19 protein-coding genes and 3 tRNA genes are annotated in these 23,332 nt (G+C 71.2%); 5 read left to right on the top strand and 17 right to left on the bottom strand.

Features of this window, described 5'->3' with window-relative positions; translation table 11 throughout:
• The 3 genes from murA to leuC all read right to left on the bottom strand — a co-directional run bounded on the left by murA (position 1) and on the right by leuC (position 3,488).
• The gene (murA, locus tag D1648_RS10370) at positions 1-1,323 is read right to left on the bottom strand and encodes a UDP-N-acetylglucosamine 1-carboxyvinyltransferase (RefSeq protein WP_122941442.1); all 1,323 of its coding nucleotides are present in this window, start codon (positions 1,321-1,323) and stop codon (positions 1-3) included.
• A 91-nt stretch (positions 1,324-1,414) separates the two neighbouring features.
• Positions 1,415-2,029 carry a 3-isopropylmalate dehydratase small subunit gene (leuD, locus tag D1648_RS10365; protein WP_122941440.1) on the bottom strand — a complete coding sequence of 205 codons (615 nt, stop codon included), beginning with the start codon at positions 2,027-2,029 and terminating at the stop codon, positions 1,415-1,417.
• 10 nt (positions 2,030-2,039) lie between these two features.
• Entirely contained in the window at positions 2,040-3,488 is a 1,449-nt protein-coding gene (leuC, locus tag D1648_RS10360) for a 3-isopropylmalate dehydratase large subunit (protein ID WP_122941437.1), read from the bottom strand.
• A 140-nt stretch (positions 3,489-3,628) separates the two neighbouring features.
• Here leuC and D1648_RS10355 point away from each other — a divergent pair, with 140 nt between their 5' ends.
• Positions 3,629-4,363, top strand: a complete 735-nt coding sequence (locus D1648_RS10355) for an IclR family transcriptional regulator (RefSeq protein WP_122941435.1) — start codon at positions 3,629-3,631, stop codon at positions 4,361-4,363.
• Positions 4,364-4,396: 33 nt separating this feature from the next.
• Here D1648_RS10355 and D1648_RS10350 read toward each other — a convergent pair whose 3' ends face one another.
• The 6 genes from D1648_RS10350 to D1648_RS10325 form a co-directional block, all read right to left on the bottom strand.
• The gene (locus D1648_RS10350; protein ID WP_122941433.1) at positions 4,397-5,215 is read right to left on the bottom strand and encodes a universal stress protein; all 819 of its coding nucleotides are present in this window, start codon (positions 5,213-5,215) and stop codon (positions 4,397-4,399) included.
• 99 nt (positions 5,216-5,314) lie between these two features.
• Positions 5,315-5,387 (bottom strand) — tRNA-Glu (locus tag D1648_RS10345).
• A 28-nt stretch (positions 5,388-5,415) separates the two neighbouring features.
• Positions 5,416-5,488, bottom strand: a tRNA-Glu gene (locus tag D1648_RS10340).
• A gap of 33 nt (positions 5,489-5,521) precedes the next feature.
• Positions 5,522-5,593: transfer RNA gene (locus tag D1648_RS10335), tRNA-Gln, on the bottom strand.
• A gap of 188 nt (positions 5,594-5,781) precedes the next feature.
• Positions 5,782-7,308: a glutamate--tRNA ligase gene (gene gltX, locus D1648_RS10330; protein ID WP_122941431.1), complete on the bottom strand. Its 1,527-nt coding sequence runs from the start codon at positions 7,306-7,308 to the stop codon at positions 5,782-5,784.
• 56 nt (positions 7,309-7,364) lie between these two features.
• On the bottom strand, positions 7,365-8,150 hold the full coding sequence (locus tag D1648_RS10325; RefSeq protein WP_122941429.1) for a fumarylacetoacetate hydrolase family protein: 786 nt from the start codon (positions 8,148-8,150) through the stop codon (positions 7,365-7,367).
• Between the two features lie 107 nt (positions 8,151-8,257).
• On the opposite strand from D1648_RS10325, the gene D1648_RS10320 reads away from it, so the two are divergent.
• Together D1648_RS10320 and D1648_RS10315 are read left to right on the top strand one after the other, a co-directional pair.
• A complete protein-coding gene (locus D1648_RS10320; protein ID WP_122941427.1) occupies positions 8,258-9,019 on the top strand; it encodes an SDR family NAD(P)-dependent oxidoreductase in 762 nt (253 codons plus the stop codon).
• Positions 9,016-9,801 carry a crotonase/enoyl-CoA hydratase family protein gene (locus D1648_RS10315; RefSeq protein ID WP_122941425.1) on the top strand — a complete coding sequence of 262 codons (786 nt, stop codon included), beginning with the start codon at positions 9,016-9,018 and terminating at the stop codon, positions 9,799-9,801. The genes D1648_RS10320 and D1648_RS10315 overlap by 4 nt, the downstream gene beginning before the upstream one ends.
• A gap of 19 nt (positions 9,802-9,820) precedes the next feature.
• On the opposite strand, the gene D1648_RS10310 is transcribed toward D1648_RS10315, so the two are convergent.
• Positions 9,821-10,351, bottom strand: coding sequence for a DUF2199 domain-containing protein (locus D1648_RS10310; protein WP_122941422.1), 531 nt, complete (start codon positions 10,349-10,351; stop codon positions 9,821-9,823).
• Positions 10,352-10,521: 170 nt separating this feature from the next.
• On the opposite strand from D1648_RS10310, the gene D1648_RS10305 reads away from it, so the two are divergent.
• Positions 10,522-11,481, top strand: coding sequence for a 3-methyladenine DNA glycosylase (locus D1648_RS10305; RefSeq protein ID WP_122941420.1), 960 nt, complete (start codon positions 10,522-10,524; stop codon positions 11,479-11,481).
• A gap of 59 nt (positions 11,482-11,540) precedes the next feature.
• Here the strand turns inward: D1648_RS10305 and D1648_RS10300 are convergent, their stop codons facing one another.
• A complete protein-coding gene (locus D1648_RS10300) occupies positions 11,541-12,479 on the bottom strand; it encodes a serine protease (protein WP_122941418.1) in 939 nt (312 codons plus the stop codon).
• A 496-nt stretch (positions 12,480-12,975) separates the two neighbouring features.
• On the opposite strand from D1648_RS10300, the gene D1648_RS10290 reads away from it, so the two are divergent.
• A complete protein-coding gene (locus D1648_RS10290; protein ID WP_122941412.1) occupies positions 12,976-15,531 on the top strand; it encodes an RNA helicase in 2,556 nt (851 codons plus the stop codon).
• Positions 15,532-15,608: 77 nt separating this feature from the next.
• Here D1648_RS10290 and D1648_RS10285 read toward each other — a convergent pair whose 3' ends face one another.
• The 6 genes from D1648_RS10285 to D1648_RS10260 form a co-directional block, all read right to left on the bottom strand.
• Positions 15,609-15,962, bottom strand: coding sequence for a hypothetical protein (locus D1648_RS10285; protein ID WP_164518675.1), 354 nt, complete (start codon positions 15,960-15,962; stop codon positions 15,609-15,611).
• Between the two features lie 112 nt (positions 15,963-16,074).
• A complete protein-coding gene (locus tag D1648_RS10280) occupies positions 16,075-16,347 on the bottom strand; it encodes a DUF6457 domain-containing protein (RefSeq protein WP_122941410.1) in 273 nt (90 codons plus the stop codon).
• Positions 16,347-17,078, bottom strand: a complete 732-nt coding sequence (narI, locus tag D1648_RS10275; RefSeq protein WP_122941408.1) for a respiratory nitrate reductase subunit gamma — start codon at positions 17,076-17,078, stop codon at positions 16,347-16,349. The genes D1648_RS10280 and narI overlap by 1 nt, the downstream gene beginning before the upstream one ends.
• Positions 17,075-17,911, bottom strand: coding sequence for a nitrate reductase molybdenum cofactor assembly chaperone (narJ, locus tag D1648_RS10270; RefSeq protein ID WP_122941406.1), 837 nt, complete (start codon positions 17,909-17,911; stop codon positions 17,075-17,077). The genes narI and narJ overlap by 4 nt, the downstream gene beginning before the upstream one ends.
• Positions 17,911-19,545, bottom strand: coding sequence for a nitrate reductase subunit beta (gene narH, locus D1648_RS10265; RefSeq protein WP_122941404.1), 1,635 nt, complete (start codon positions 19,543-19,545; stop codon positions 17,911-17,913). The genes narJ and narH overlap by 1 nt, the downstream gene beginning before the upstream one ends.
• Positions 19,546-19,571: 26 nt before the next feature.
• Complete coding sequence (locus D1648_RS10260; RefSeq protein ID WP_122941402.1) at positions 19,572-23,327, bottom strand: nitrate reductase subunit alpha; 3,756 nt, start codon at positions 23,325-23,327, stop codon at positions 19,572-19,574.
• Positions 23,328-23,332: the final 5 nt, after the last annotated feature.

Below are 23,332 nucleotides of genomic sequence, written 5' to 3'. Positions count from 1 at the left end.
TCACTCCTCGCCCTCCCAGTAGTCGGCGCCGAGCGCGGTGAGCTTGTCGCGGAAGGACTCGTAGCCGCGGTCGATCAGGCCGATGCCGCGGATCGTGGAGACGCCCTCGGCGCCGAGCGCGGCGATGAGATAGGAGAAGCCGCCGCGCAGGTCCGGCACGGTGATGTCCGCGCCGCGCAGGGCGGTGGTGCCCGAGACCACGGCGGAGTGGTTGTAGTTGCTGCGACCGAAGCGGCAGGAGGAGCCGCCGAGGCACTCGCGGTAGACCTGGATCCGGGCGCCCATGTCGTTCAGGGCGCGAGTGAAGCCCAGGCGGTTCTCGTAGACCGTCTCGTGGAGGATCGAGATGCCGTCGGCCTGGGTGAGGGCGACCACGAGCGGCTGCTGCCAGTCGGTCATGAAGCCGGGGTGCACGTCGGTCTCGAGCGCGATCGCGCGCAGCGGGGTGCCGGGGTGGAAGAAGCGGATGCCGTCCTCGCGGATCTCCATCCCGCCGCCGACCTTCCGGAAGATGTTCAGGAAGGTCGCCATCGGCTTCTGCTGCGCGCCGCGCACGAACACGTCGCCCTCGGTGACCAGCGCCGCGCAGGCCCAGGAGCCCGCCTCGATCCGGTCGGCGAGGGCCACGTGCTCGTAGCCGCCGAGCTCGTCGACGCCCTCGATGGTGATGGTGCGGTCGGTCTGCAGGGAGATGATCGCGCCCATCTTCTGCAGCACCGCGATGAGGTCCTCGATCTCCGGCTCGACCGCGGCGTTGACCAGCTCGGTCACGCCCTGGGCGCGCACCGCGGTGAGCAGCACCTGCTCGGTCGCGCCGACGCTCGGGTACTCGAGGCGGATCTTCGTGCCCTTGAGGCCGTTCGGCGCGGTGATGTGGATGCCCATCTCGCGCTTGTCGACGATCGCGCCGAAGCTGCGCAGCACGTCGAGGTGGTAGTTGATGGGCCGGTCGCCGATGCGGCAGCCCCCGAGGTCGGGGATGATCGCCTCGCCCAGGCGGTGCAGCAGGGGGCCGCAGAAGAGGATCGGGATGCGGGAGCTGCCGGCGTGGGCGTCGATGTCCGCGACGTGGGCCCGCTCGACGTTCGAGGGGTCCAGGCGCAGCTCGCCGCCGGCGACGTCGTGCTCGATCTTCACGCCGTGGATCGACAGGAGGTTCGAGACGATCCGCACGTCGGAGATGTCCGGCACCGAGCGGAGCACGCTCGGGGAGGTGCCCAGCAGGGCGGCGACCATCGCCTTGGAGACCAGGTTCTTCGCGCCGCGGACGGTGATCTCGCCGTCGAGCGGGCGACCGCCGCGCACGTGGAATGTGGAGCTCATGGTGTCCTTGCCTGGAGGGACGGACGTCAGCGCGCCCATATCTGACCGGCTCACCATACCGGAGCGGCCCGCCCGTCCCCCGGGCAGGAGGTCAGACGGAGTCCGCGGTGCGCGCGGGCAGGGTCTTGGGCATCCAGGCGGGGCGCGTCGCCTCGAAGGCGGTGATCTCCGCCTCGTGGCGCAGGGTCAGGCCGATGTCGTCCAGGCCCTCCATGAGGCGCCAGCGGGTGTACTCGTCGATGTCGAAGCGGAAGGTCGATTCGCCGGCGTGGACCTGGCGGTTCTCCAGGTCGACGGTCACCTCGGCGCCCGGGGTCTCCTCGAGGATCTTCCACAGCTGCTCGATGTCGTCCTGGGAGAGGATCCCCGCGACCAGGCCCTGCTTGCCGGCGTTGCCGCGGAAGATCTCCGCGAAGCGGGTCGACAGGACCGCCTTGAAGCCGTAGTCGCGCAGCGCCCAGACGGCGTGCTCGCGGGAGGAGCCGGTGCCGAAGTCGGGGCCGGCCACGAGCACCGAGCCCTTCGCGTAGGCGGGCTTGTTCAGCACGAACTCGGGGTCGTTCGTGCGCCAGGCGTTGAACAGGCCGTCGTCGAAGCCGGTCTTGGTGACGCGCTTGAGGTAGACGGCGGGGATGATCTGGTCGGTGTCGACGTTGCTGCGACGCAGCGGGACGCCGATGCCGGTGTGGGTGGTGAAGGCTTCCATGGCGGGCTCCTCAGGCGGTGGGCTGGAGGTCGGAGGGCGCGGCGGGAGCGACCGGGGCGCCGAGGTCCGACGGGGAGGACAGGGTGCCGCGCACCGCGGTCGCCGCAGCGACGACGGGCGAGACCAGGTGGGTGCGTCCGCCCTTGCCCTGGCGGCCCTCGAAGTTGCGGTTGGAGGTGGAGGCGGCGCGCTCGCCCGGAGCGAGCTGGTCGGGGTTCATCCCCAGGCACATCGAGCAGCCGGCCTGGCGCCACTCGGCGCCGAAGGCGAGGAAGATCTCGTCCAGGCCCTCCTGCTCGGCCTGCAGGCGCACGCGGGCGGAGCCGGGGACGACCATGACGCGCACATCGGGGTGCTTGGTGCGGCCCTCGAGGACGGAGGCGAAGGCGCGCAGGTCCTCGATGCGGCCGTTGGTGCACGAGCCCATGAAGACGGTGTCGACCTTGATGTCCTTCAGCGGCGTGCCGGGGACGAGGTCCATGTACTCCAGCGCGCGCTCGGCCGCGTAGCGGTCGGTCTCGTCCACGAAGTCCTCGGGGGCGGGGACCGCGGCGGACAGCGGCAGGCCCTGGCCGGGGTTCGTGCCCCAGGTGACGAAGGGCTCGAGCTCGTCGGCGTCGATGACGACCTCGGCGTCGAAGGTCGCGTCGTCGTCGCTGCGCAGCGTCTTCCAGTAGGCGACGGCCTCGTCCCAGTCCTCGCCCTGCGGGGCGTGGGGGCGGCCCTTGACGTACTCGAAGGTGGTCTCGTCCGGGGCGATCATGCCGGCGCGGGCGCCGGCCTCGATGGACATGTTGCAGATGGTCATGCGGCCCTCCATGGAGAGCTCGCGGATCGCCTCGCCGCGGTACTCGAGCACGTAGCCCGCGCCGCCGCCGGTGCCGATCTTCGCGATCACGGCGAGGATGATGTCCTTCGCGGTGACGCCCGGCTTCAGCGAGCCCGTGACGTTGATGGCCATGGTCTTGAAGGGGGTCAGCGACAGCGTCTGGGTGGCCAGCACGTGCTCGACCTCGCTCGTGCCGATGCCGAAGGCGAGCGCGCCGAAGGCGCCGTGGGTGGAGGTGTGCGAGTCGCCGCACACGACGGTGATGCCCGGCATGGTCAGGCCCAGCTGCGGCCCCACCACGTGGACGATGCCCTGGTCCCGGTCGCCCAGGGAGTGGATGCGCACGCCGAACTCCTGGGCGTTGCGGCGCAGGGTGTCGATCTGGGTGCGGGAGGTGATGTCCGCGATCGGCTTGTCGATGTCGATCGTGGGGGTGTTGTGGTCCTCCGTCGCGATCGTCTGGTCGATGCGGCGCGGGAGGCGGCCCTCCTGGCGCAGGCCGTCGAAGGCCTGCGGGCTCGTGACCTCGTGGAGCAGCTGGAGGTCGATGTACAGCAGGTCCGGCTCGCCGTTCTCTCCACGGCGGACCACATGATCCGCCCATACCTTCTCCGCGAGGGTCCCCGCCATGACGATCCTTCCCTGCGCCCTGGGTCGGGCGCGTGCTCCGTGCTCGATGGCGCTCGGGGTGCGAGCGCTCGAGGCAATGGTCTGCCGGTCCACGATGCGATGCACTTGCGTCTCACTCAACAAGACGGCAGTATCGGAGCATGGACAACACCCCGGAGGAGAACGGCAGCGGCGTCGGCGTGCTGGACAAGGCCGCTGTCGTGCTGGGCGCCCTGGAGGCGGGCCCCGCCACGCTCGCGCAGCTGGTGCAGTCGACGGGCCTGGCCCGACCCACCGCGCACCGCCTCGCGGTCGCGCTGGAGTACCACCATCTGGTCGCGCGCGACATGCAGGGCCGCTTCATCCTCGGCCCGCGGCTCGGGGAGCTCGCCGCGGCCGCCGGCGAGGACCGGCTGCTCGCCTCGGCGGGCCCCGTGCTCGCCGCGCTGCGGGACCACACCGGGGAGTCCGCGCAGCTCTACCGCCGCCAGGGCGACCACCGCATCTGCGTGGCCGCCGCCGAACGACCCATCGGCCTGCGGGACTCGGTGCCGCTCGGGGCGGCCCTGACCATGCGGGCGGGCTCGGCCGCACAGATCCTGCTGGCCTGGGAGGAGCCGGACCGGCTGCACCGCGGCCTGCTCGGGGCGCGCTTCACCGCGACCCAGCTCTCGGCCGTGCGCCGCCGCGGCTGGGCGCAGTCGATCGGCGAGCGCGAGCCGGGCGTCGGCTCCGTCTCCGCGCCCGTGCGCGGGCCGAACGGTCGCGTGGTCGCGGCGCTGAGCGTCTCGGGACCCATCGAGCGGATCACCCGTCAGCCGGGGCGTCTGCACGCCCCCTCGGTGATGAGCTCGGCGAACCACCTCACCGAGCTGCTGCGGCGCGCGGGGGTCTGAGCGGCCCCTCGGGCCGGTCACGCTCGCTCCGGATCAGTCCCGCTCGATCCACACGGGGGTGTTCGCGTAGCGCAGCACGTTCACGAGCTGCCGCGGCGCGGAGACCTTCCCGCCGGGGCCGTCGGACCGCTCCCCCGCGACGACCATGATGCTCGCGTTCTCGCTGGCCTCGACCAGCTGGCGCGCGTTGTCGGAGGTCGCCACGGCGACATCCCTGACGAACACCGAAGGGTGGCTGAGCGCGATCCGCTGAGCGGTCGCGGCGAGGATCTCCTGGGCCTGCTCGGGCGTGGTGCCCGGACGCACGACGAGGTGGATGTCGCGCCCGTAGGCCTCGGCGAGGTCGGCGGCGCGGGTGACCACCTCGGTCGCGGTCTCGTGATGGACGAGGCCCACGGGGCCGTCGCCGTCGATGTCCCCGCGCACCACGACCACCGGGCAGTGGGCGCGCGCGGCGAGGGCGAGGCTCTTCGAGCCGACGATGAGGGTCATCAGCCGGCCCAGGCCCCGGCCGCCGAGGACGAGCAGGTCGGAGTCCTCGCTCGCGTGGACCAGCACGGGCACGGAGTTGCCGTCGATGACCTCGGAGGTGATCTCGACCTCGGGGGCTCGCTCGCGGGCGAGGAGCGCGGCCTCGCGCAGCAGGGCGTCGGCCGCGCCGCGGAAGCCGGAGCCCGGCATGCCCGAGATCGGGTCGATGTTGACGTCGAGCTCGGTCCACACGAAGGCGTGGACGAGATGGAGGCTGCCGCCGACGGCGGCGGCGTGACGGGCGGCCCAGCGGACCGCGTGATCGGACTCGTCGGCGTCGAACACTCCGACGGTGATCCTCGGGGCTCCTGTGTGCGTCATGTCACGACGATACTCCGTCGGGGCCGGTCAGGGCGACCGGGAGGGACGAGGAGCGGAGACGGAAAAGGAGCCGGCACCTGTGGTGCCGGCTCCTGCTCGTACCCCGTACCGGATTTGAACCGGTGTTACCGCCGTGAGAGGGCGACGTCCTGGGCCGCTAGACGAACGGGGCGGGAGCGAGATCCGAGGATCTCGCGTCGTACCCCGTACCGGATTTGAACCGGTGTTACCGCCGTGAGAGGGCGGCGTCCTGGGCCGCTAGACGAACGGGGCGCGGGCCGTGCAGCGGAGGACCGCTGCGTAGCGCTGGGGTACCAGGACTCGAACCTAGAATGACGGTACCAGAAACCGTTGTGTTGCCAATTACACCATACCCCATGGTGAGAAGTACTTTCCGCATCCCTTTCCGTTCCGCTCCCCGGTGGTCTCCGTGGGCTTCCCGGTCCGCTCTGCGTGCCGTACCGAGAAAGAACTCTACCGGCTTCCCCCGCCGAGCACAAAGCGAGAAGGGCCTTCTGGGCTGTGAGGCTCGGCACGCACGGCGGCCGGGCCCCACAGCCCGAGGCTCAGGCCTCCGCGGTGGCCGCGAGGCGCTCGCGCAGGGAGCGCAGGCGCGCGAGCGACGAGGAGCGGCCCAGCAGCTCCATCGACTCGAACAGCGGCGGGGAGATGCGCCGGCCGGAGACCGCCGAGCGCAGCGGGCCGAAGGCGAGGCGGGGCTTGATGCCCATGTCCTCGACGATGGCCCCGCGCAGGGCGGGCTCGAGGCGCGCGGCGGTGAAGTCGTCGGCCGGGAGGGCCTCGACCTCGGCGATCGCGCGGTCGAGCACGGCGACGGGGTCGTCGCCCAGCTTCTTCAGCGCGTCGTCCTGGACCACGAGCTCCTCGTCGGGGGTGAAGAGGAAGCCCATCAGGTCTGGGGCGTCGCCGAGCACGTTCATGCGGGTCTGGACCAGCGGGGCGGCGGCCGCGACCAGGGCGCGCTGCTGCTCGGTGACGGTCTCGCCGAGCACGCCCCCGGACTGGAGGTACGGGATGAGGCGCTCGACGAAGACGTCGCCTGGGAGCAGGCGGATGTGGTCGGCGTTGATGGCGGTGGCCTTCTTGAGGTCCACACGGGCCGGGTTCGGGTTCACGTCCGAGGCGTCGAAGCGCTCGACGAGCTGGTCGCGGCTGAAGATGTCCTCGTCGGCGCTGTAGCCCCAGCCGAGCAGGGCGAGGTAGTTGACCATGCCCTCGGGGACGAAGCCCTGCTCCCGGTAGAGGAAGAGGTCCGCCTGGGGATCGCGCTTGGAGAGCTTCTTGTTCCCCTCCCCCATCACGTAGGGGAGGTGACCGAACTCGGGCACCCGCTCGGCGACGCCGATCTCGATCAGCGCCCGGTACAGCGCGATCTGGCGCGGGGTCGAGGAGAGGATGTCCTCGCCGCGCAGCACGTGGGTGATGCGCATGAGCGCATCGTCCACGGGGTTCACGAGCGTGTAGAGCGGCTGGCCGTTCGCGCGCACCACGACGAAGTCCGGGGTGGAGCCGGCCTTGAAGGTGATCTCGCCGCGCACCATGTCGGTGAAGGTGATGTCCTCCTGCGGCATGCGCAGGCGCCAGGTGGGCTCGCGGCCCTCGGCACGGAAGGCGGCCTTCTGCTCCTCGGTGAGGTCGCGGTCGAAGCCGTCGTAGCCGAGCTGCGGGTCGCGGCCCGCGGCGCGGTGGCGCTCGGCGATCTCCTCGGCGGTGGAGAAGGACTCGTAGATGTGCCCGGCGTCCTTCAGCTTCGCGATGACGTCCTGGTAGATCTCGCCGCGCTGGGACTGGCGGTAGGGGCCGTGCGGGCCTCCCACCTCGACGCCCTCGTCCCAGTCGATGCCGAGCCAGCGCATGGCGTCCAGCAGCTGGTGGTAGGACTCCTCGCTGTCACGGGCGGCGTCGGTGTCCTCGATGCGGAAGATCAGCTTGCCGCCGTGATGGCGGGCGTGGGCCCAGTTGAACAGGGCGGTGCGCACCATGCCGACGTGCGGGGTGCCGGTGGGGCTGGGGCAGAAGCGGACCCGGACCTCGTCGGCGGGAGTCGGGGCGGGGGCGGGGGTGGTGGTCACGCGGGGATGCTCCTCGGGCAGGGGGCGGTGGAGGTGGGTGCGGGGCAGGGCGGGGCTCAGCGGCGCACGAGCGGATTGCTCAGGGTGCCGATTCCCTCGATCTCGACGTCGATCCGGGAACCGGCCTCGACGGTCCGGACCCCGGCCGGGGTGCCGGTGAGGACGAGGTCGCCGGGCAGGAGGGTGACCACGGAGGAGATCTCGGCGATCAGCTCGGGGACGCCGCGGAGCATGTCGGCGGTGGTGCCGGACTGGGCGGTCTCCCCGTCGACGGCGGAGGTGATGGAGAGGCCGGCGGGGGCGGTGAGATCCAGGTCCGTCTCGATCCAGGGCCCGATCGGGCACGAGGTGTCGAAGGCCTTGGCCCGGAACCACTGGTCCTCCTCGCGCTGGGAGTCGCGGGCGGTGAGGTCGTTCGCGCAGGTGCAGCCCAGCACATGATCGGCGACCTGCTCGGGGGCGAGGTCCTTGGCCATCCGCTTGATGACCACGGCGAGCTCGGCCTCGAGGCTCACCTCCTGGCTGTAGGAGGGGATGACCACGGGGTCGCCGGGGCCGACGACGGCGGTGTTGGGCTTGAGGAAGTACAGCGCCTGGTCGGGCACCTCGTTGCCGAGCTCGGCGGCGTGGGCGGCGTAGTTCCGGCCGACGCACACCACCTTCGAGCGCGGGATGACGGGGGCGAGCAGGCGCACGTCCTCGAGCGGGAGGATCTTCCCGGTGGGGCGGATCTCTGTGTACAGGGGATCACCGGTGATGCCGTAGACCATGTCCTGGCCGTCCTTGGACTGGACGATGCCGAACATGGGGTCTTCGCCGGTGGTGAATCGGGCGATGCGCATGCGCGTCAGTCTAGGCGCTCGACCCCGTGCCGCTCGGGGCCCGGGTTAGGCTCACGGCGAGAGGGACCGCTCGCGCGACGGGGCGCGGGCAGGGAGGTGACCCGCAGATGGATGTCGCAGGGAGCGTCGCGCTCGTGACCGGAGGCGCCTCGGGACTCGGACGCGCGACCGCCGAGGAGCTGACGAGGGCAGGGGCACGCGTGGTGCTCGTGGACCTGCCCGGGTCCGACGGCGAGGCCGTCGCCGAGGGGATCGGTGGCGGGGCGCGCTTCGCCCCGGTCGATGTGACCGACGAGCAGCAGGTGCGCGAGGCCGTGGAGCTGGCCGGCTCGCTCGGTGCGCTGCGGGTCGTGGTCAGCTGCGCGGGGATCGTGCAGGCCGAGCGCCTCGTGGGCCGTGGGGGGATGATGCCGCTCGCCCGGTTCGAGCAGGTGGTGCGGGTGAACCTGCTGGGCACCGTGAACGTGCTGGGTCGGACCGCCGAGGCGATGCAGGGCGTGCCGCTGCTCGGCGAGGAGCGCGGGGTGGTGGTCAACACCGCGTCGGTCGCCGCCTTCGAGGGGCAGATCGGGCAGACCGCGTACGCAGCCTCGAAGGGGGCCGTCGCCGCGCTCACGCTGCCGGCCGCGCGGGAGCTGGCCGCCTCGAGGATCAGGGTGATGGCGATCGCGCCGGGCACCTTCGAGACCCCGATGATGGCGGGTCTGAGCGAGGAGGTGCGCGACTCGCTCGCGGCGCAGGTGCCGCATCCGAGCCGGCTGGGCCGGCCCGCGGAGTACGCGGCGCTCGTGCGGCACATCGTCGAGAACCCGATGCTCAACGGCGAGGTGATCCGGCTCGACGGGGCGATCAGGATGGGTCCGCGATGAGCGGCGGGGAGCTGGTGCTCACCGCACGGCACGACCACGTCCGGGTCCTGACGCTGCACCGGCCGCATGCGCTGAACGCGATCGACGAGGATCTCGCGACCGCGCTCGGGGACGCGGTCGCGGAGGCCGAGGCGGATCCGGGCACCCGCGTCATCGTGCTCACCGGCGCCGGCCGCGCCTTCTGTGCGGGCATGGACCTGAAGGCCTTCGCCCGCGGGGAGAGCGCCCACTCCCGCACCCGGCCCGAGCGGGGCTTCGCGGGGATCGTGGGGCACCTGGTGTCCGTCCCCGTGATCGCGGCGGTGAACGGACCGGCGATCGGCCTCGGCGCGGAGCTCGTGCTGGCGAGCGATCTCGCGGTGATCGACCCCGGCGCTCAGCTCACGCTGCCCGAGGTGCGCCGAGGACTGATCGCCGCGGCGGGCGGGGTGATGCGCCTGCCCCAGCAGGTGCCGCTGAAGATCGCGCTCGAGAAGCTCCTGACCGGCGACCCGATCACGTCCGAGCAGGCCCGGGAGTGGGGGCTGGTCAACGCCGTCAGCGCCCCGGGCGCCGCGCTCGAGGAGGCGCTCGAGCTCGCGCAGCGGATCGCCGCGAACGCGCCGCTCGCGGTGCGGGCCACGAAGGACCTCGTGCATGCGACGGTGCACGAGGACAGCTGGGGCCGGCCCGCGTGGCGGCGGATCCGGGAGGCGCAGCAGCGGGTGTTCACGAGCGAGGACGCGGCCGAGGGCGCGGCGGCCTTCGCCGAGAAGCGGGAGCCGCGCTGGCGGGGCGCGTGATGCGGGGACGTGAGAGCCGTCAGCGCAGCAGGAAGGAGCGGATCCGCAGCTCGGCCTCCTCACGGGTGATGCCCTCGTGGACGTCGCGCACCAGCGGATGCTCGACCGCGGGATCCGGGACGACGACCGGGCGGAGATGGCCCTGGCTGCGCACGAGCACGGGCACGCCCTCGGTGTCCTCGTAGCCGGGCAGGGCGGTCGCGAGATGCCCCGCGTACTCGGCGCGGTAGGCGTCGTCCTCGATGTGGCTGAGGATGTCCACGAAGTCGTCCTCGCCGATGCGGACCCACGGCTCGTGGTCCAGCCGTCGCAGCGGGTCCGCCCGGATCGGCATCGGCATCTTCGCCCGCACGAAGAAGTCGGTGCGGTCGGGCCGGGCGATCCAGCACGCGTCGTCGGTGGCGTCGCAGTCACGCAGCTCCTGCGGCGAGAGGGCGAGATACGGATCGGGACGGTGGAAGCCGAGCACGGGCCAGGGCCGGTCCCGGGTCCCGTCGGTGCCGCAGTGGGTCGTCGCGCAGCAGGTGCAGTCGAAGTCGATGCCGGTCATCGGGGCTCCTTCGAGGAGATCGGTCGGGCGGTGTCCCAGCACGCTAGGGTCCGCGCCGGGCCCCGCGCGATGCCTCGGCGCCGGTTGTGGACGGGACGGGGTCGGGGAGGAACCGTCCGCCGCCCGCGTGCGAGGATGAGCCCGCCCCCGACCCCGAGGATCCGCGCCCCATGACCGCTCCGACGCACGCCCGCACGCTGACCGCCGACGAGGCCGCGACCGCCCGACGCGCGCACGAGGAGCGGGCCGATGCGCTGACCGCCGCGCACCGGGAGCGGAAGCGGCAGGGGCAGAAGCATGCGGTCGAGGACTTCCTGTTCACCTACTACCCCTTCTCCCCTGCGCGGCTGCGTCGCTGGCATCCGGGCTGGCGCGTGGGCTACGAGGCGGCGGCCGACGTCGATGCGGAGGGGCGGTCCCTGATCGCGGACGTGGACGCGGCGGGACACCGCTCCTGGTACGTCGACATCGCTGGTCCCGAGGGCGCGCCGACGATCCGCCGCGCCGATGTGGAGCGCTATCTGGAGGAGCGGGCCGATGCGTTCGGCTTCATGACGCGCCTGCTGCGGGCCTCGAGCCTCACGCGGCGCCGGCCGGAGTTCGGCTGCTTCGGACTGCACGAATGGGCGATGGTGCACCGGGTCCCCGAGGGCGCCCAGCGCCACGAGGACCTGCCGCTGCGGCTCTCTCCCGCCGAGACCGACGCGGTCGTGGAGCGGGAGAAGCTGATCTGCTCGCACCTGGACGCGTTCCGCTTCTTCACCTCGTCGGCCGCACCGCGGAACGCCCTGGAGCCCACGCGTGCGACGCAGGTGGACAACGACAACCCCGCCTGCCTGCACGTGGGGATGGACCTGTACAAGTGGGCGATGAAGCTCACGCCCCTGCTGCCCTCGGACCTGGTGCTGGACTGCTTCGAGCACGCCCGGGCCACGCGGGTGCTGGACATGGAGGCCAGCCCGTACGACGTGCGGCCGCTTGGCTACGGGGTCGTGCCGATCGAGACCCCTCGCGGCAAGGCCGAGTACGTGCGGCGCCAGCGGGAGCTCGCCGCGGGCGCCGACGTGCTGCGCGAGCGGATCCTCGCCGAGCTCGAGGGGCTCGAGGCGAGCGAGCCCGCTGAGCGCTGAGACAGCCGGAGGGCCGCCACCCCGCGGGGTGGCGGCCCTTCTCGGAGATGGTGCTGCGCTCAGGCGGCCGCCTCCTGGTAGGCGGCCTGCGCCTCGGCGCCGAAGTACGGGCCGTACATGACGTTCGACTGGGTGTCGTAGCCGAAGCTGTTCACGGAGTTCTGCGCCCCGTCGCCGAGGAACCAGGGCCCGCCGGAGGAGCCGCCGGTCATGTCGCAGGGGATCCCCTGGGAGAGCGTGCCTCCGAGGGTGTCGTCGCTCGCGGTGCCCTCGCAGGTCTCGAGGGACTCGCCGTCGAAGGGTGCGCCGGCCGGGTAGCCGTAGGAGGTGTAGTGCGCTCCGCGCTCACGGTTGAAGGCGATCGAGGTGGTGCCGACGGCGGACTCGAGAGTGCCGCTGCCGCTCTCGGGCTGGACGGTCGCGAAGGCGACGTCGTAGTTGATGTCCTCGTTCGAGACCCACTGGTCGGTGGAGACGAGATCGGTCGCGGCCCAGGTGCCGTAGGGGGCGTCGCCGTGGTCGTAGCCGGGCACGAAGACCCAGTTGGTGGCCCAGCTTCCGCCCTCGTTCACGCAGTGGCCGGCGGTCGAGACGGTCGAGCCGCTCTCGGAGGCGACGGCGTTGCCGGAGCAGACGTAGTCCTGGCCGCCCTGGGTGAAGAAGACCTTGCCGACGGTGTCCTTCGCGGCTGCGGCGGCGCGCGGGGTCGTCGCGGCATCGGGGGCGGCGCCCTGGACGGTCAAGGGCTCGCCCTGCTCGACGTCCGTGCCCGAAGGGGTGCCCTCGGGGGCGAGGTCGTCGGCGGGGACGGCGGCCTCCATGCGGTCGGAGGTCCAGTAGTCGTGGGCCTCGGACTGCGCGGCGCCGGAGAAGGCGGTGCGCTCGGCGTCGGGGCCGTCGGCGGTGGCGGCCCCGGCGCCGCCGACGGCGAGGCCCGCGACGAGGGCCGCGCCGCCCAGGAGTCTCGTGCAGCGTCGCAGAACGGTGGAGTGCGTCACGGTGATGCCTTTCGAGGGGAGGGCACGGGGGTGGGGATGACGACCCCGCAGGGCCGTGACGGCACGCTATGCCACGTGACGGAGGTCACCCCGCCCGAGAGTTCCCCGTCGTCCGCATCTGCCCGATTCGCCGACGACGAGACGCGCTACCGGTCAGTAGCTTCCTGACCGTCGGAGGCCCCCTGCGACGACCCCTCATCCTCACAGGCCATGGACGAATCCTCGATCTCGTCACCGGCGGCACCGGCGGCCCGCCGTTCTGTATTGTCACGATCGGGTAACGATCGCCCGAGCGGGGCGGGGCGGGCCGCGGCGCGGGTCGCCTCGTCCCAGTGCTCGTGCGCGCCCTCGCCGCGCTTCTCGGCCTCGGTGAGGGCGGGGTCCTCGGAGCGTCGTGCGGGCATCGGCATCCTTCCGTCGGCCGGGCGCGGTGGCCGCCCGGGGTGCCGAGGCTAGTGCGACCCGGCCCCGCGCAGGTCCCTGGCAGACTGAGGACATGCCGAGCCTGACGCCCTTCCTGCCCCCGCGCACCGCCGAGAACGCCCAGGACGCCATCGTCGACGGCTTCATCGCGGCGCAGGAGGCCGTGGGCCGCAGCCTCTACCCGCACCAGGAGGAGGCGCTGCTCGCGATCGCGGCCGGGGACCACGTGATCGCCGCGACCCCCACCGGCTCGGGCAAGACCACGATCGCCTACGCCGCCATCTTCGCGGCGATGGCCCGCGGGGAGCGCTCCTACTACACCGCACCCATCAAGGCGCTGGTGAGCGAGAAGTTCTTCGACCTGGTCTCCCAGTTCGGAGCCGAGAACGTGGGGATGATGACCGGCGACTCGGCGGTGAACCACGACGCCCCGATCATCGTGTGCACCGCGGAGATCTTCGCCAACCACGCCCTGCGCGACGGCCCGGGCTCCGACGTGGGCCTCGCGGTGATGGACGAGTTCCACTTCTACGGCGACTCCCAGCGCGGCTGGGCATGGCAGGTGCCGCTCGTGGAGCTGCCGCACTGCCAGTTCGTGCTCATGAGCGCGACCCTCGGGGACGTGACCTTCTTCGTCGAGGACCTGGAAGAGCGCACCGAGCGGGACGTGAGCGTGGTCGACGACGCCCCGCGCCCCGTGCCGCTGGACTTCCGCTGGTCGCTCGAGCCGCTGCCGGAGACGATCACGACGATCCTCGAGGACCGCGACGCCCCGGTCTACATCGTCCACTTCACGCAGAAGGACGCGCTCGAGCAGGCGCAGGCCCTCCAGGGAGGGAAGATCCTCACCGCCGAGGAGAAGGAGCGGATCCGCGAGCTGATCGGCGACTTCCGCTTCTCCAAGGGCTTCGGGCAGATCCTCTCCCGTCTGGTGCGCGAAGGGATCGGCGTGCACCACGCGGGCATGCTGCCGAAGTACCGGCGGCTCGTGGAGAAGCTCGCCCAGTCCGGGCTGCTCAAGGTCATCTGCGGCACCGACACCCTCGGCGTCGGGATCAACGTGCCGATCCGCACCGTGCTGCTGACGGGCCTGGCGAAGTTCGACGGGAAGCGCATGCGGCTGCTGAACGCGCGCGAGTTCCACCAGATCGCGGGACGCGCCGGGCGCGCCGGCTACGACACCGTGGGGCACGTGGTGGTCCAGGCGCCGACGTGGACGATCGAGTTCGAGCGGGAGCGGGCGAAGCAGCGGGCCCGCGAGGAGGCCGGCAAGGCGCCGAACAGCGCCAAGAAGCGCAAGAAGGAGCCGAAGCCGAGGATCCCCGAGGGCGCGGTGAGCTGGTCCGAGCAGAACCTCACCAAGCTCGTCGAGAACCCGCCCGAGGCGCTGCGCCCGCACCTGCGGATCACGCCCTCGATGGTGCTCGCCCTCATCGCCCGGCCCGGGGACGCGATCGCCGCGGGCCGCCACCTGATCATGACCAGCCACCAGACCCGCGCGCAGAAGCTGAAGCTCGTGCGAGAGGCGGTGGAGATCTTCCGCGGCCTGCGCGAGGCGGAGATCATCGAGACACGGCAGGAGGCGGACCATCTGGGCCGGCGCTTCGCCCTGGTCGAGGACCTCCAGCTCGACTTCACGATGAACCAGCCGTTGGCCCCGTTCGCGATCGCGATGATCGACTCGCTCGACGAGTCCTCCGAGACCCTCACCCTCGACACCGTCTCGATCCTCGAGGCGATCCTCGAGGACCCCCGCCAGATCCTGCTCGCCCAGCAGAACGCCGCCCGAGGTGAGCTGCTCGCCGAGCTCAAGGCCGACGGGGTGGAGTACACCGAGCGGATGGCGCGCCTGGACGAGGTGAGCTGGCCGAAGCCGCTCGAGGAGGACCTCGAGGCGGCCCTGGAGATCTACGCCCGCACCCGCCCCTGGGTGCGGGCCGAGGATCTCTCCCCCAAGTCTGTGGTGCGTGAGATCCACGAGACCGGGCAGACCTTCAGCGAGTTCGTGCAGCGCTACGGCCTGCAGCGCTCGGAGGGGATCGTGCTGCGCTATCTCTCCGACGCCTACCAGGCGATGCGGCGCACGGTCCCGCAGGACCTGCGCACCGAGGAGCTCGAGGACATGATCGAGTGGCTCGGCGTGCTGGTGCGCGGGATCGACTCCTCGCTGCTGGACGAGTGGGAGGCGCTGACCCATCCGGAGGACCACGAGGACGGCGCCTCCGAGATCCGCCCCACCACGCCGCGCGGGCTGTCCGCCCAGACGAAGGTGCTGCGCACGATGGTGCGGGCCGCGATGTGGCAGCGCGTGGAGCACTTCGCCTTCGAGCGGGAGGAGCGCCTGGCCGAGCTCGACGGCGCCTCAGGATGGGACCGGCCGCGCTGGGCCGAGGCGATGGACGCCTACTACGACACCTACGACGAGGTGGGCATCGACGGCCCGGCCCGCTCCCCGCAGCTGCTGCAGATCACCGAGGAGTCGCGGCTGTGGCGCATCCGCCAGGTGCTCGACGATCCGGACGGCAACCACGACTGGGCGATCGAGGCGGAGCTGGACCTCGAGGCGACCGACGAGGCCGGGGAGCCGGTCCTGGAGATCACGCACGTGGGGGACATGGCGGACCGCTGAGCTCGCAGCACGGCGGACGGCACGACGACGGCCGGCGCCCTGGTGGGCGCCGGCCGTGGTCCTGGATCAGCTGCGGGTCACAGCGGATTGGTCTCGATCAGAGGGTTCGTCTCGATCAGAGGGTTCGTCTCGATCAGAGGGTTCGTCTCGATCCGCTGGGGATTCGTCTCGATCCGCTTGAGCGGGTTCGTCTCGATCCGCTTGAGCGGGTTCGTCTCGATCTTCTGCGGATTCGTCTCGATCAGAGGGTTGGTCTCGATCAGAGGATTGGTCTCGATCTTCTGCGGGTTCGTCTCGATCGCGGCGGCGGCGCCGGCACCGGCGACGCCGAGGGCGCCGGCGAACAGGAGACCCGCGGCGAACCTCGCCGCACGACCCGCACGTGCGATGCGGGGGGAGTTCTCGGAATGGCTGGGACGGGAGCTGATCACCGGACGGTTCCTCTCGGGGGCGACGGGGGTAGCGGGGAGGGGGCGCCCGCAGGTACCAGACTACCGTCTGTGAACGCAATCACAAGAGGCAGGGGCAAGGTATTCCGGGCTCTCACGCCTTCGCCCGGGCGCGGGTGAGCTCCTCGACCGCGGTGCAGGCCTCCTCGAGCCCGGCACCGCGCGCCACTGCCGCCCCGACCAGGAAGGCGGAGATCGGCGCCATCGAGCGCTGCACCCCGTCGGCCACCACTCCGGTCATCGTGTGCACCCGGTCGACGTCGAGGTCCACACCGCCGACCTCGAGATCCGCGGCGACGTCGCGCAGCCAGGGCAGCAGCGTCGTCTCCCAGTCGCTCTGCCGGGTCACAGGGGGTCTGCTCGCCATCAGAAGTCCACCTTCTCCCAGCCGCGGCGCTCGGACTCGCGGCGCGGGTCCTTGCTGCGGTAGACGATGTAGGGCCGGGTCAGGTAGCCCACCGGTGCCGCGAAGACGTGCACCAGACGCGTGAAGGGCCACGCCGCGAAGAGCAGCAGGGCGCTGAGCACGTGCAGCTGGAAGAAGATCGGGGCCTGGCTCATCAGCTCCGTCGAGGGCTGCAGCGTCCAGAACTGGCGGAACCAGATCGAGACTCCCTCGCGGTAGTCGTAGTCCCCGATGGTCGTGTGCACGAGGGTGGCGAGCACGCCGAAGGTGATCACCAGGGTGAGCAGGAGGTACATGATCTTGTCCCCCACCGTCGTCGCCCCGAACACGCGCGTGTTGGTGCGGCGGCGGTACAGCAGGATCATCAGCCCGCCCACGCAGGCGACCGCCGCGGCGAGCCCGACCGTGACCGCCATGAGGTGGTAGACGTGGTCGGAGATCCCCAGGAAGCGGGTCCAGGACTTCGGGATCCCGAGCCCCACCACGTGGCCGAAGAAGATCCCGATGATCCCGAAGTGGAACATCGGCGAGCCGATCGAGAGCAGCTTGGACTCGTAGATCTGGCTCGAGCGGGTGGTCCAGCCGAAGCGGTCGGCGCGGAAGCGCCACACGTGCCCGAGCACGAAGACCGCCAGGACCATGTAGGGCAGCACCACCCACAGCAGCAGGTCGAGGGTCGAGGTGTCGTTCATGAGGGTCGTCCTCTCAGCAGGTCCACGGGAACGGGGCCGGGGGCGGTGGCCCGGGAGTCGCAGCCGCTCGCGGCGAAGGTCTGCCCGCCCAGCGCCGCGGCGTCGGCGTCGAGGCCGTAGCCGTCCAGGCCCACGGTCTCCTCCTCCGGCCCCTCCTCGGCCAGGCGGAGCACGGCGGCGCGGTCGTCGGCGTCCAGCGGCGGCAGGGTCGCGCACAGGCCCACCAGCGCGCCGTGCCAGGGCGAGTCGATCTCCGCCAGGTGCAGGCGCAGCAGCTCGACGCCGGGGCGGTTCCCGCGCAGGATCTTCGCGCCCCGCTCCGGGTCGTGCCCGGCGGCGAACTCGAGCACCAGCGGGAGGTGGTCGGGAAGCTCCTTCTCGCCGACCTCCACGCCCGCGGCGCGGAAGTCCTGCTTAATGCGCAGCAGCGCCATCCCGCGGCGGCGGGTGTCGCCGTGGCTGAAGTAGGTCAGGTGCAGGCACCCCCGGCGGCGCGTGTCGAAGGTGTCGACGTACTGCTCCTGGAGGACGACGGGGTCCATGCCGGCGAGCGCCTCGAGGGTCCGTGCGAGCTCGCCGCGGACGGGCTCGGGAAGGTCCTGGACCAGCACCTCGAGGTCCCCGAGCCGGGAGCGGACCTGCTCGTCGGGATAGGTCAGCAGCCAGGAGACGGCGAGCCAGGTGGTGCGCAGCGCCGGCAGATCCATCCCGGAGGCGTGCAGCAGGTCCTTCGGCGAGCGCGCGCGCTTCGGCGGCAGGGTCGCGGTGGCCGTGCTCCCCGACGCGTCGCCGTCGGCCGTGCGCCGGCCCAGCAGGCGGGCGAGGGCGCCCATCAGGCACCTCCCGTCGCGGGCTCGGGGAAGAGCCCGTCGGGACGGCCGCGCCCGTCCCAGTTCAGCAGGTTGATCCGCACGCCCTCGGGGCGGTCGGGCGTGGTCTGCTGGCGCTTGGTGGCGTACCCCGGTCCGGCCATGCCGAGGGACTCCTCGGGCAGGGACATGCCCATGCCGGGGCCGCCGGGGGCGTTCAGCGGGCAGTCCGTGCCGGTGGACTCGAGGTCGTGGGCGGACTCGTGGTGGCCGACGGGGATGACGTAGCGGTCCTCGTACTTCGCGATCGCGAGCAGGCGGTACATCTCCTGCATGGTCTCGCCGTCCATCCCGACGGCGTTCGCGATGCCCTCGCGGGGCGCGTTGCCGAGGTTGATGTCGCGCATGTACGAGCGCATCGCGGCCATCCGGTACAGCACCCGCTCGACGGTGGGCACGTCCCCGGCGGTGAAGAGGTTCGCGAGGTACTCCACCGGGATGCGCAGAGCGTCGATCGCGGCGAAGAGGTTCTCGGCGTCCTCCGCGTCGTAGCCGGTGTCGCGCACGACGTCCACGACCGGGGAGAGCGGCGGGATGTACCAGACCATCGGCATGGTGCGGTACTCGGGGTGCAGCGGGAGCGCGACCTCGTAGTCCTTGATGAGCTTGTAGGTGGGCGACTTCTGCGCGGCCAGCAGCCAGTCGTGCGGGATGCCGGAGGCCTTCGCGCCCGCGATCACCTCGGGGTCGTGGGGGTCGAGAATGATGTCGCGCTGGGCGCGGTAGAGCTCCTTCTCGTCCCGGGTGGAGGCGGCCTCGGTGACGCGGTCGGCGTCGTAGAGGACCAGGCCGATGTAGCGCAGGCGGCCCACGCAGGTCTCGGCGCACACCGTCGGCTCGCCCTGCTCGATGCGGGGGTAGCAGAAGGTGCACTTCTCGGCCTTGCCGGTGCGGTGGTTGAAGTAGATCTTCTTGTAGGGGCAGCCGGTGATGCACATGCGCCAGCCGCGGCAGCCGTCCTGGTCCACCAGGACGATGCCGTCCTCCTCGCGCTTGTAGATCGCGCCGGAGGGGCAGGAGGCCACGCAGGTGGGGTTCAGGCAGTGCTCGCAGATGCGGGGCAGGTAGAACATGAAGGTCTGGTCGAACTCGAACTGGACCTTGTCCTCGATGCCCTTGAGCATCGGGTCCTTGTCCTTGTGCAGGTACGTGCCGCCGAGGTCGTCGTCCCAGTTCCCCGACCACTGGATCTGGGTGCGCTCCCCCGTGATGAGGGACTTCGGGGGCGCGGTGGGGATGTTCTGCTGCTGCGCGGGGGCGTTGAGCAGCTTGTCGTACTCGTAGGTCCACGGCTCGTAGTAGTCCTCGATGCCGGGCAGCTTCGGGTTCGAGAACAGCTGCAGGAGCTTGGTGAGGCGGCCGCCGGCCTTGGGCTTGAGGCGCCCGCTCGCGCTGAGCTCCCAGCCGCCCTTCCACTTCTCCTGGTCCTCGTAGCCGCGGGGGTAGCCCTGCCCGGGCCGGGTCTCGACGTTGTTGAACCAGATGTACTCCGTGCCGGAGCGGTTCGTCCACGCCTGCTTGCAGGTCACCGAGCAGGTGTGGCAGCCGATGCACTTGTCGAGGTTCATCACCATCGACATCTGGGCCATGACGCGCATGTCGTCTCTCCTCGTTCTCTCGGTGCTCAGTACTCGACGGGGGCGGTGCGCTTGCGGATCATCGTGACCTCGTCGCGCTGGTTCCCCGTCGGGCCGTAGTAGTTGAAGGCGTAGGACAGCTGGCCGTAGCCGCCGATCAGGTGGGAGGGCTTGAGCATGATGCGGGTCAGCGAGTTGTGGATGCCGCCGCGCATGCCGTCCCGCTCGGTCAGCGGCACGTTCACGGTGCGGTCCTGGGCGTGGTGCATGAAGGCGGTGCCCTTGGGCATGCGGTGGGAGACGACGGCTCTCGCGGCGACCACGCCGTTGCGGTTGGTGGCCTCGATCCAGTCGTTGTCGGTGATGCCGACGGCCTCGGCGTCCTCGACGCTCATCCAGATCGTCTGCCCGCCGCGGGAGAGGTTCATCATGAAGAAGTTCTCCATGTACATCGAGTGGATCGCCCACTTGTTGTGCGGGGTCAGGTAGCGCACCGAGATCGAGGTGCCGGCCTCGTCCTTCTCCCCCAGCGCCCGCTCGCCGAACAGGGCGGTCATGTCCAGCGGGGGCCGGAACACGGGCAGCGCCTCGCCCATCTCGAGCATCCAGTCGTGGTCGAGGTAGTAGTGCTGGCGCCCGGTGAGGGTGTGCCAGGGCTTCTTGCGCTCCACGTTGATGGTGAAGGGGCTGTATCGGCGCCCGCCGGACTCGGAGCCGGACCACTCCGGGCTCGTGATCACCGGGACCGGCGCGGCCTTGGTGTCGGCGAAGTGGATCCGCTTGCCCTCGTTCTCGGCGGCGAGGTCGTGCAGGCGGGTGCCGGTGCGCTTCTCGAGGGTCTTGAAGCCCTCTGTGGCCATGTGCCCGTTGGTGGTGCCGGAGAGCCCCAGGATGAACTCGCAGGCCTGCAGGTCCGTCTCGAGCTTGGGGCGGCCGGCGGCGGGGCCGGTGCGGTGGGTGCCGTTCAGGCGCCCGAGCTCGGCGACGTAGTCCTTCACGTCGTAGGTGATGCCCTTGGTGGTCATCCCGAGCGTGTCGAGCAGCGGGCCGATCGAGGTGAACTTCGCGTGGACCTGCGTGTAGTCGCGCTCGACCTCGACCAGGGTGGGCATGGTCAGGCCCGGCACGGGCTCGCACTCGCCCCTCTTCCAGTCCCGCACGCGGCCGTGCGGGGTGGCGAGCTCGCCGGGGGTGTCGTGCTGGAGCGGGAAGGCGACGACGTCCTTGCGGGTGCCAAGGTGCGTCTCGGCGAGCTCGCTGAAGCGCCTGGCGATCCCGGCCCAGGTCTCCCAGTCGGTGCGGGACTCCCAGGGGTTGGAGATCGCGGGGTTGAAGGAGTGGACGAAGGGGTGCATGTCCGTGGTGGACAGATCGTGCTTCTCGTACCAGGTCGCGGCAGGCAGCACCACGTCGGAGTGGAGGGTGTGGCTGGTCATGCGGAAGTCGAGGGTGAGCATCAGGTCGATCTTCCCGATGGGCGCCTCCTCCCTCCAGCGCACGTCCTTCGGCCGCAGGTGCTCGGGGGTCTCCTCCTCGGTGGCGGCGGAGTCCACTCCCAGCAGGTGACGGAAGAAGTACTGGTCGCCCTTGGCGGAGGAGCCCAGCGTGTTCGCCCGCCAGATCGACCAGATCTTCGGGTGGTTCTCGAAGGCGTCGGGATCCTCGGCGGCGAAGTTGATGCCGCCGTGCTTGAGCTGGTCGACGAGATAGGGGATCGTCTCCTCCCCCGCATCGGCGGCGCGATCGGCGACGTCGAGGGAGGAGATGTCGAACTGCGGATAGAAGGGCTGCCAGCCGAGCCGCTGGGAGAGGGCGACGGCGTCGGCGGTGGTGGTGCCCGCGAAGTGCCCCGCGCCGGTGGTGGCGGCGAGGGTGTCCGCGCCGAAGCGGTCGTAGCGCCACTGGTCGGTGTGCATGTACCAGTAGGTGGTCTGGGTCATCTGGCGCGGGGGCCGGGACCAGTCCAGGGCGTTGGCGAGGTGGAGCCAGCCGGTGATCGGGCGGACCTTCTCCTGGCCGACGTAGTGGGCCCAGCCGCCGCCGTTGACGCCCTGCGTGCCGCAGAGGTTCGTGAGGGTCAGGAAGGAGCGGTAGATGGTGTCGGAGTGGAACCAGTGGTTCGTGCCGGCGCCCATGATGATCATCGAGCGGCCGCCGGAGTCGATCGCGTTCTGCGCGAACTCCCGGGCGATGCGCGCCGCGGCGACGCCGGGCACGCCCGTGATGGTCTCCTGCCAGGCGGGGGTGTACAGCGCCTCGGCGTCGTCGAGTCCGCTCGCCCACTGCCCGGGCAGGCCCTCCCGGCCCACGCCGTACTCGGCCAGCAGCAGATCGAAGACGGTCGTGACGATCCGGCCGTCGATCTCGCGCACGGGCACGCCGCGGGCGACGTCGCCGCGCCCGCCCTGGCCGGCCGTGTCGAAGCGGGGCAGCAGCACCTCGGCCACCTCCTGGTGGTGGCCCAGCAGGCTCAGCGCCGGGTCGAGGTCGCCGAGCTCGAGGTTCCAGCGGCCCTCGCCGTCGGCCGAGAAGCGATGGCCGAGGGTGCCGTTGGGTACGACGACCTGCTCGCTCGCGCGGTCGAACATCATGGGCTTGAAGTCGGCGTGCTCGGTCGCGGCCTCGGCGGTGCGGTGCTCCCCCGCCTCGCTCGCGACGAGGAACTTGCCGGGCACGAACGCGCCGTCCTCGCGCTTCTCGAGCTGCACGAGGAAGGGCAGGTCGGTGTACTGCCTGGAGTAGTCCTCGAAGTAGGGCACCTGGCGGTCGACGTAGAACTCGCGCAGGATCGTGTGGCCCATCGCCATGGCGAGGGCGGCGTCGGTGCCGGGGTGCGGGGCGAGCCACTCGTCGGCGAACTTGACGCTCTCGGCGTAGTCCGGGGCGACGGAGATGACCTTCTGGCCGCGGTAGCGGGCCTCCGCCATCCAGTGCGCGTCCGGGGTGCGGGTCAGGGGCACGTTGGAGCCCCACATGATCAGGTAGGCGGCGTCCCACCAGTCACCGGACTCGGGCACGTCGGTCTGGTCGCCGAAGACCTGCGGGGAGGCGGGCGGGAGATCCGCGTACCAGTCGTAGAAGGACAGCATCGAGCCGCCGATGAGCTGGTGGAAGCGGGCGCCGGAGGAGAAGGAGACCTGGCTCATCGCGGGGATCGGCGAGAAGCCGGTGGCGCGGTCGGGGCCGAACTCCTTGACGGTGTGGACGTAGGCGGCGGCGACGAGCTCCTCGGCCTCCTCCCAGGAGGCGCGCACCAGCCCGCCCTTGCCGCGGGCACGCTTGTAGCGCATGGCCTTCTCGGGATCGGAGACGATCGCCTTCCAGGCCTCGACGGGGTCTCCCCCGGGCACCTTCGCCTTCTCCTCGCGGAACAGGCGCAGCAGCTCGGAGCGCACGTAGGGGTAGCGCACCCGGGTGGGCGAGTAGGTGTACCAGGAGAAGGACGCGCCGCGGGGGCAGCCGCGCGGCTCGTACTCGGGCTTGTCGGGGCCGGCGGAGGGGTAGTCCGTCTCCTGCGACTCCCAGGTGATCACGCCGTCCTTGACGTAGACCTTCCAGGAGCAGGAGCCGGTGCAGTTCACGCCGTGGGTCGAGCGGACCACCTTGTCGTGGCTCCAGCGCTCGCGGTAGAAGGAGTCGCCGCCGCGACCGCCGACCCGGTGGGTCTCGCGGTTGTCCTCGCTGATCTTCTCGGAGCGGCTGAACATGCGCCGCGCGCCGATCAGCGCGTCGAACAGCGGCGAGTCCATGCCGGGGGCGGTGCCGTCCTGCTCCTGCGAGGGGGTGCGGTCCTGGATGCTCATGGGTG

Source organism: Brachybacterium sp. EE-P12 (assembly GCF_003711805.1).
GTDB lineage: Bacteria > Actinomycetota > Actinomycetes > Actinomycetales > Dermabacteraceae > Brachybacterium.
This window is presented reverse-complemented; position numbering and strand designations above follow the sequence as displayed.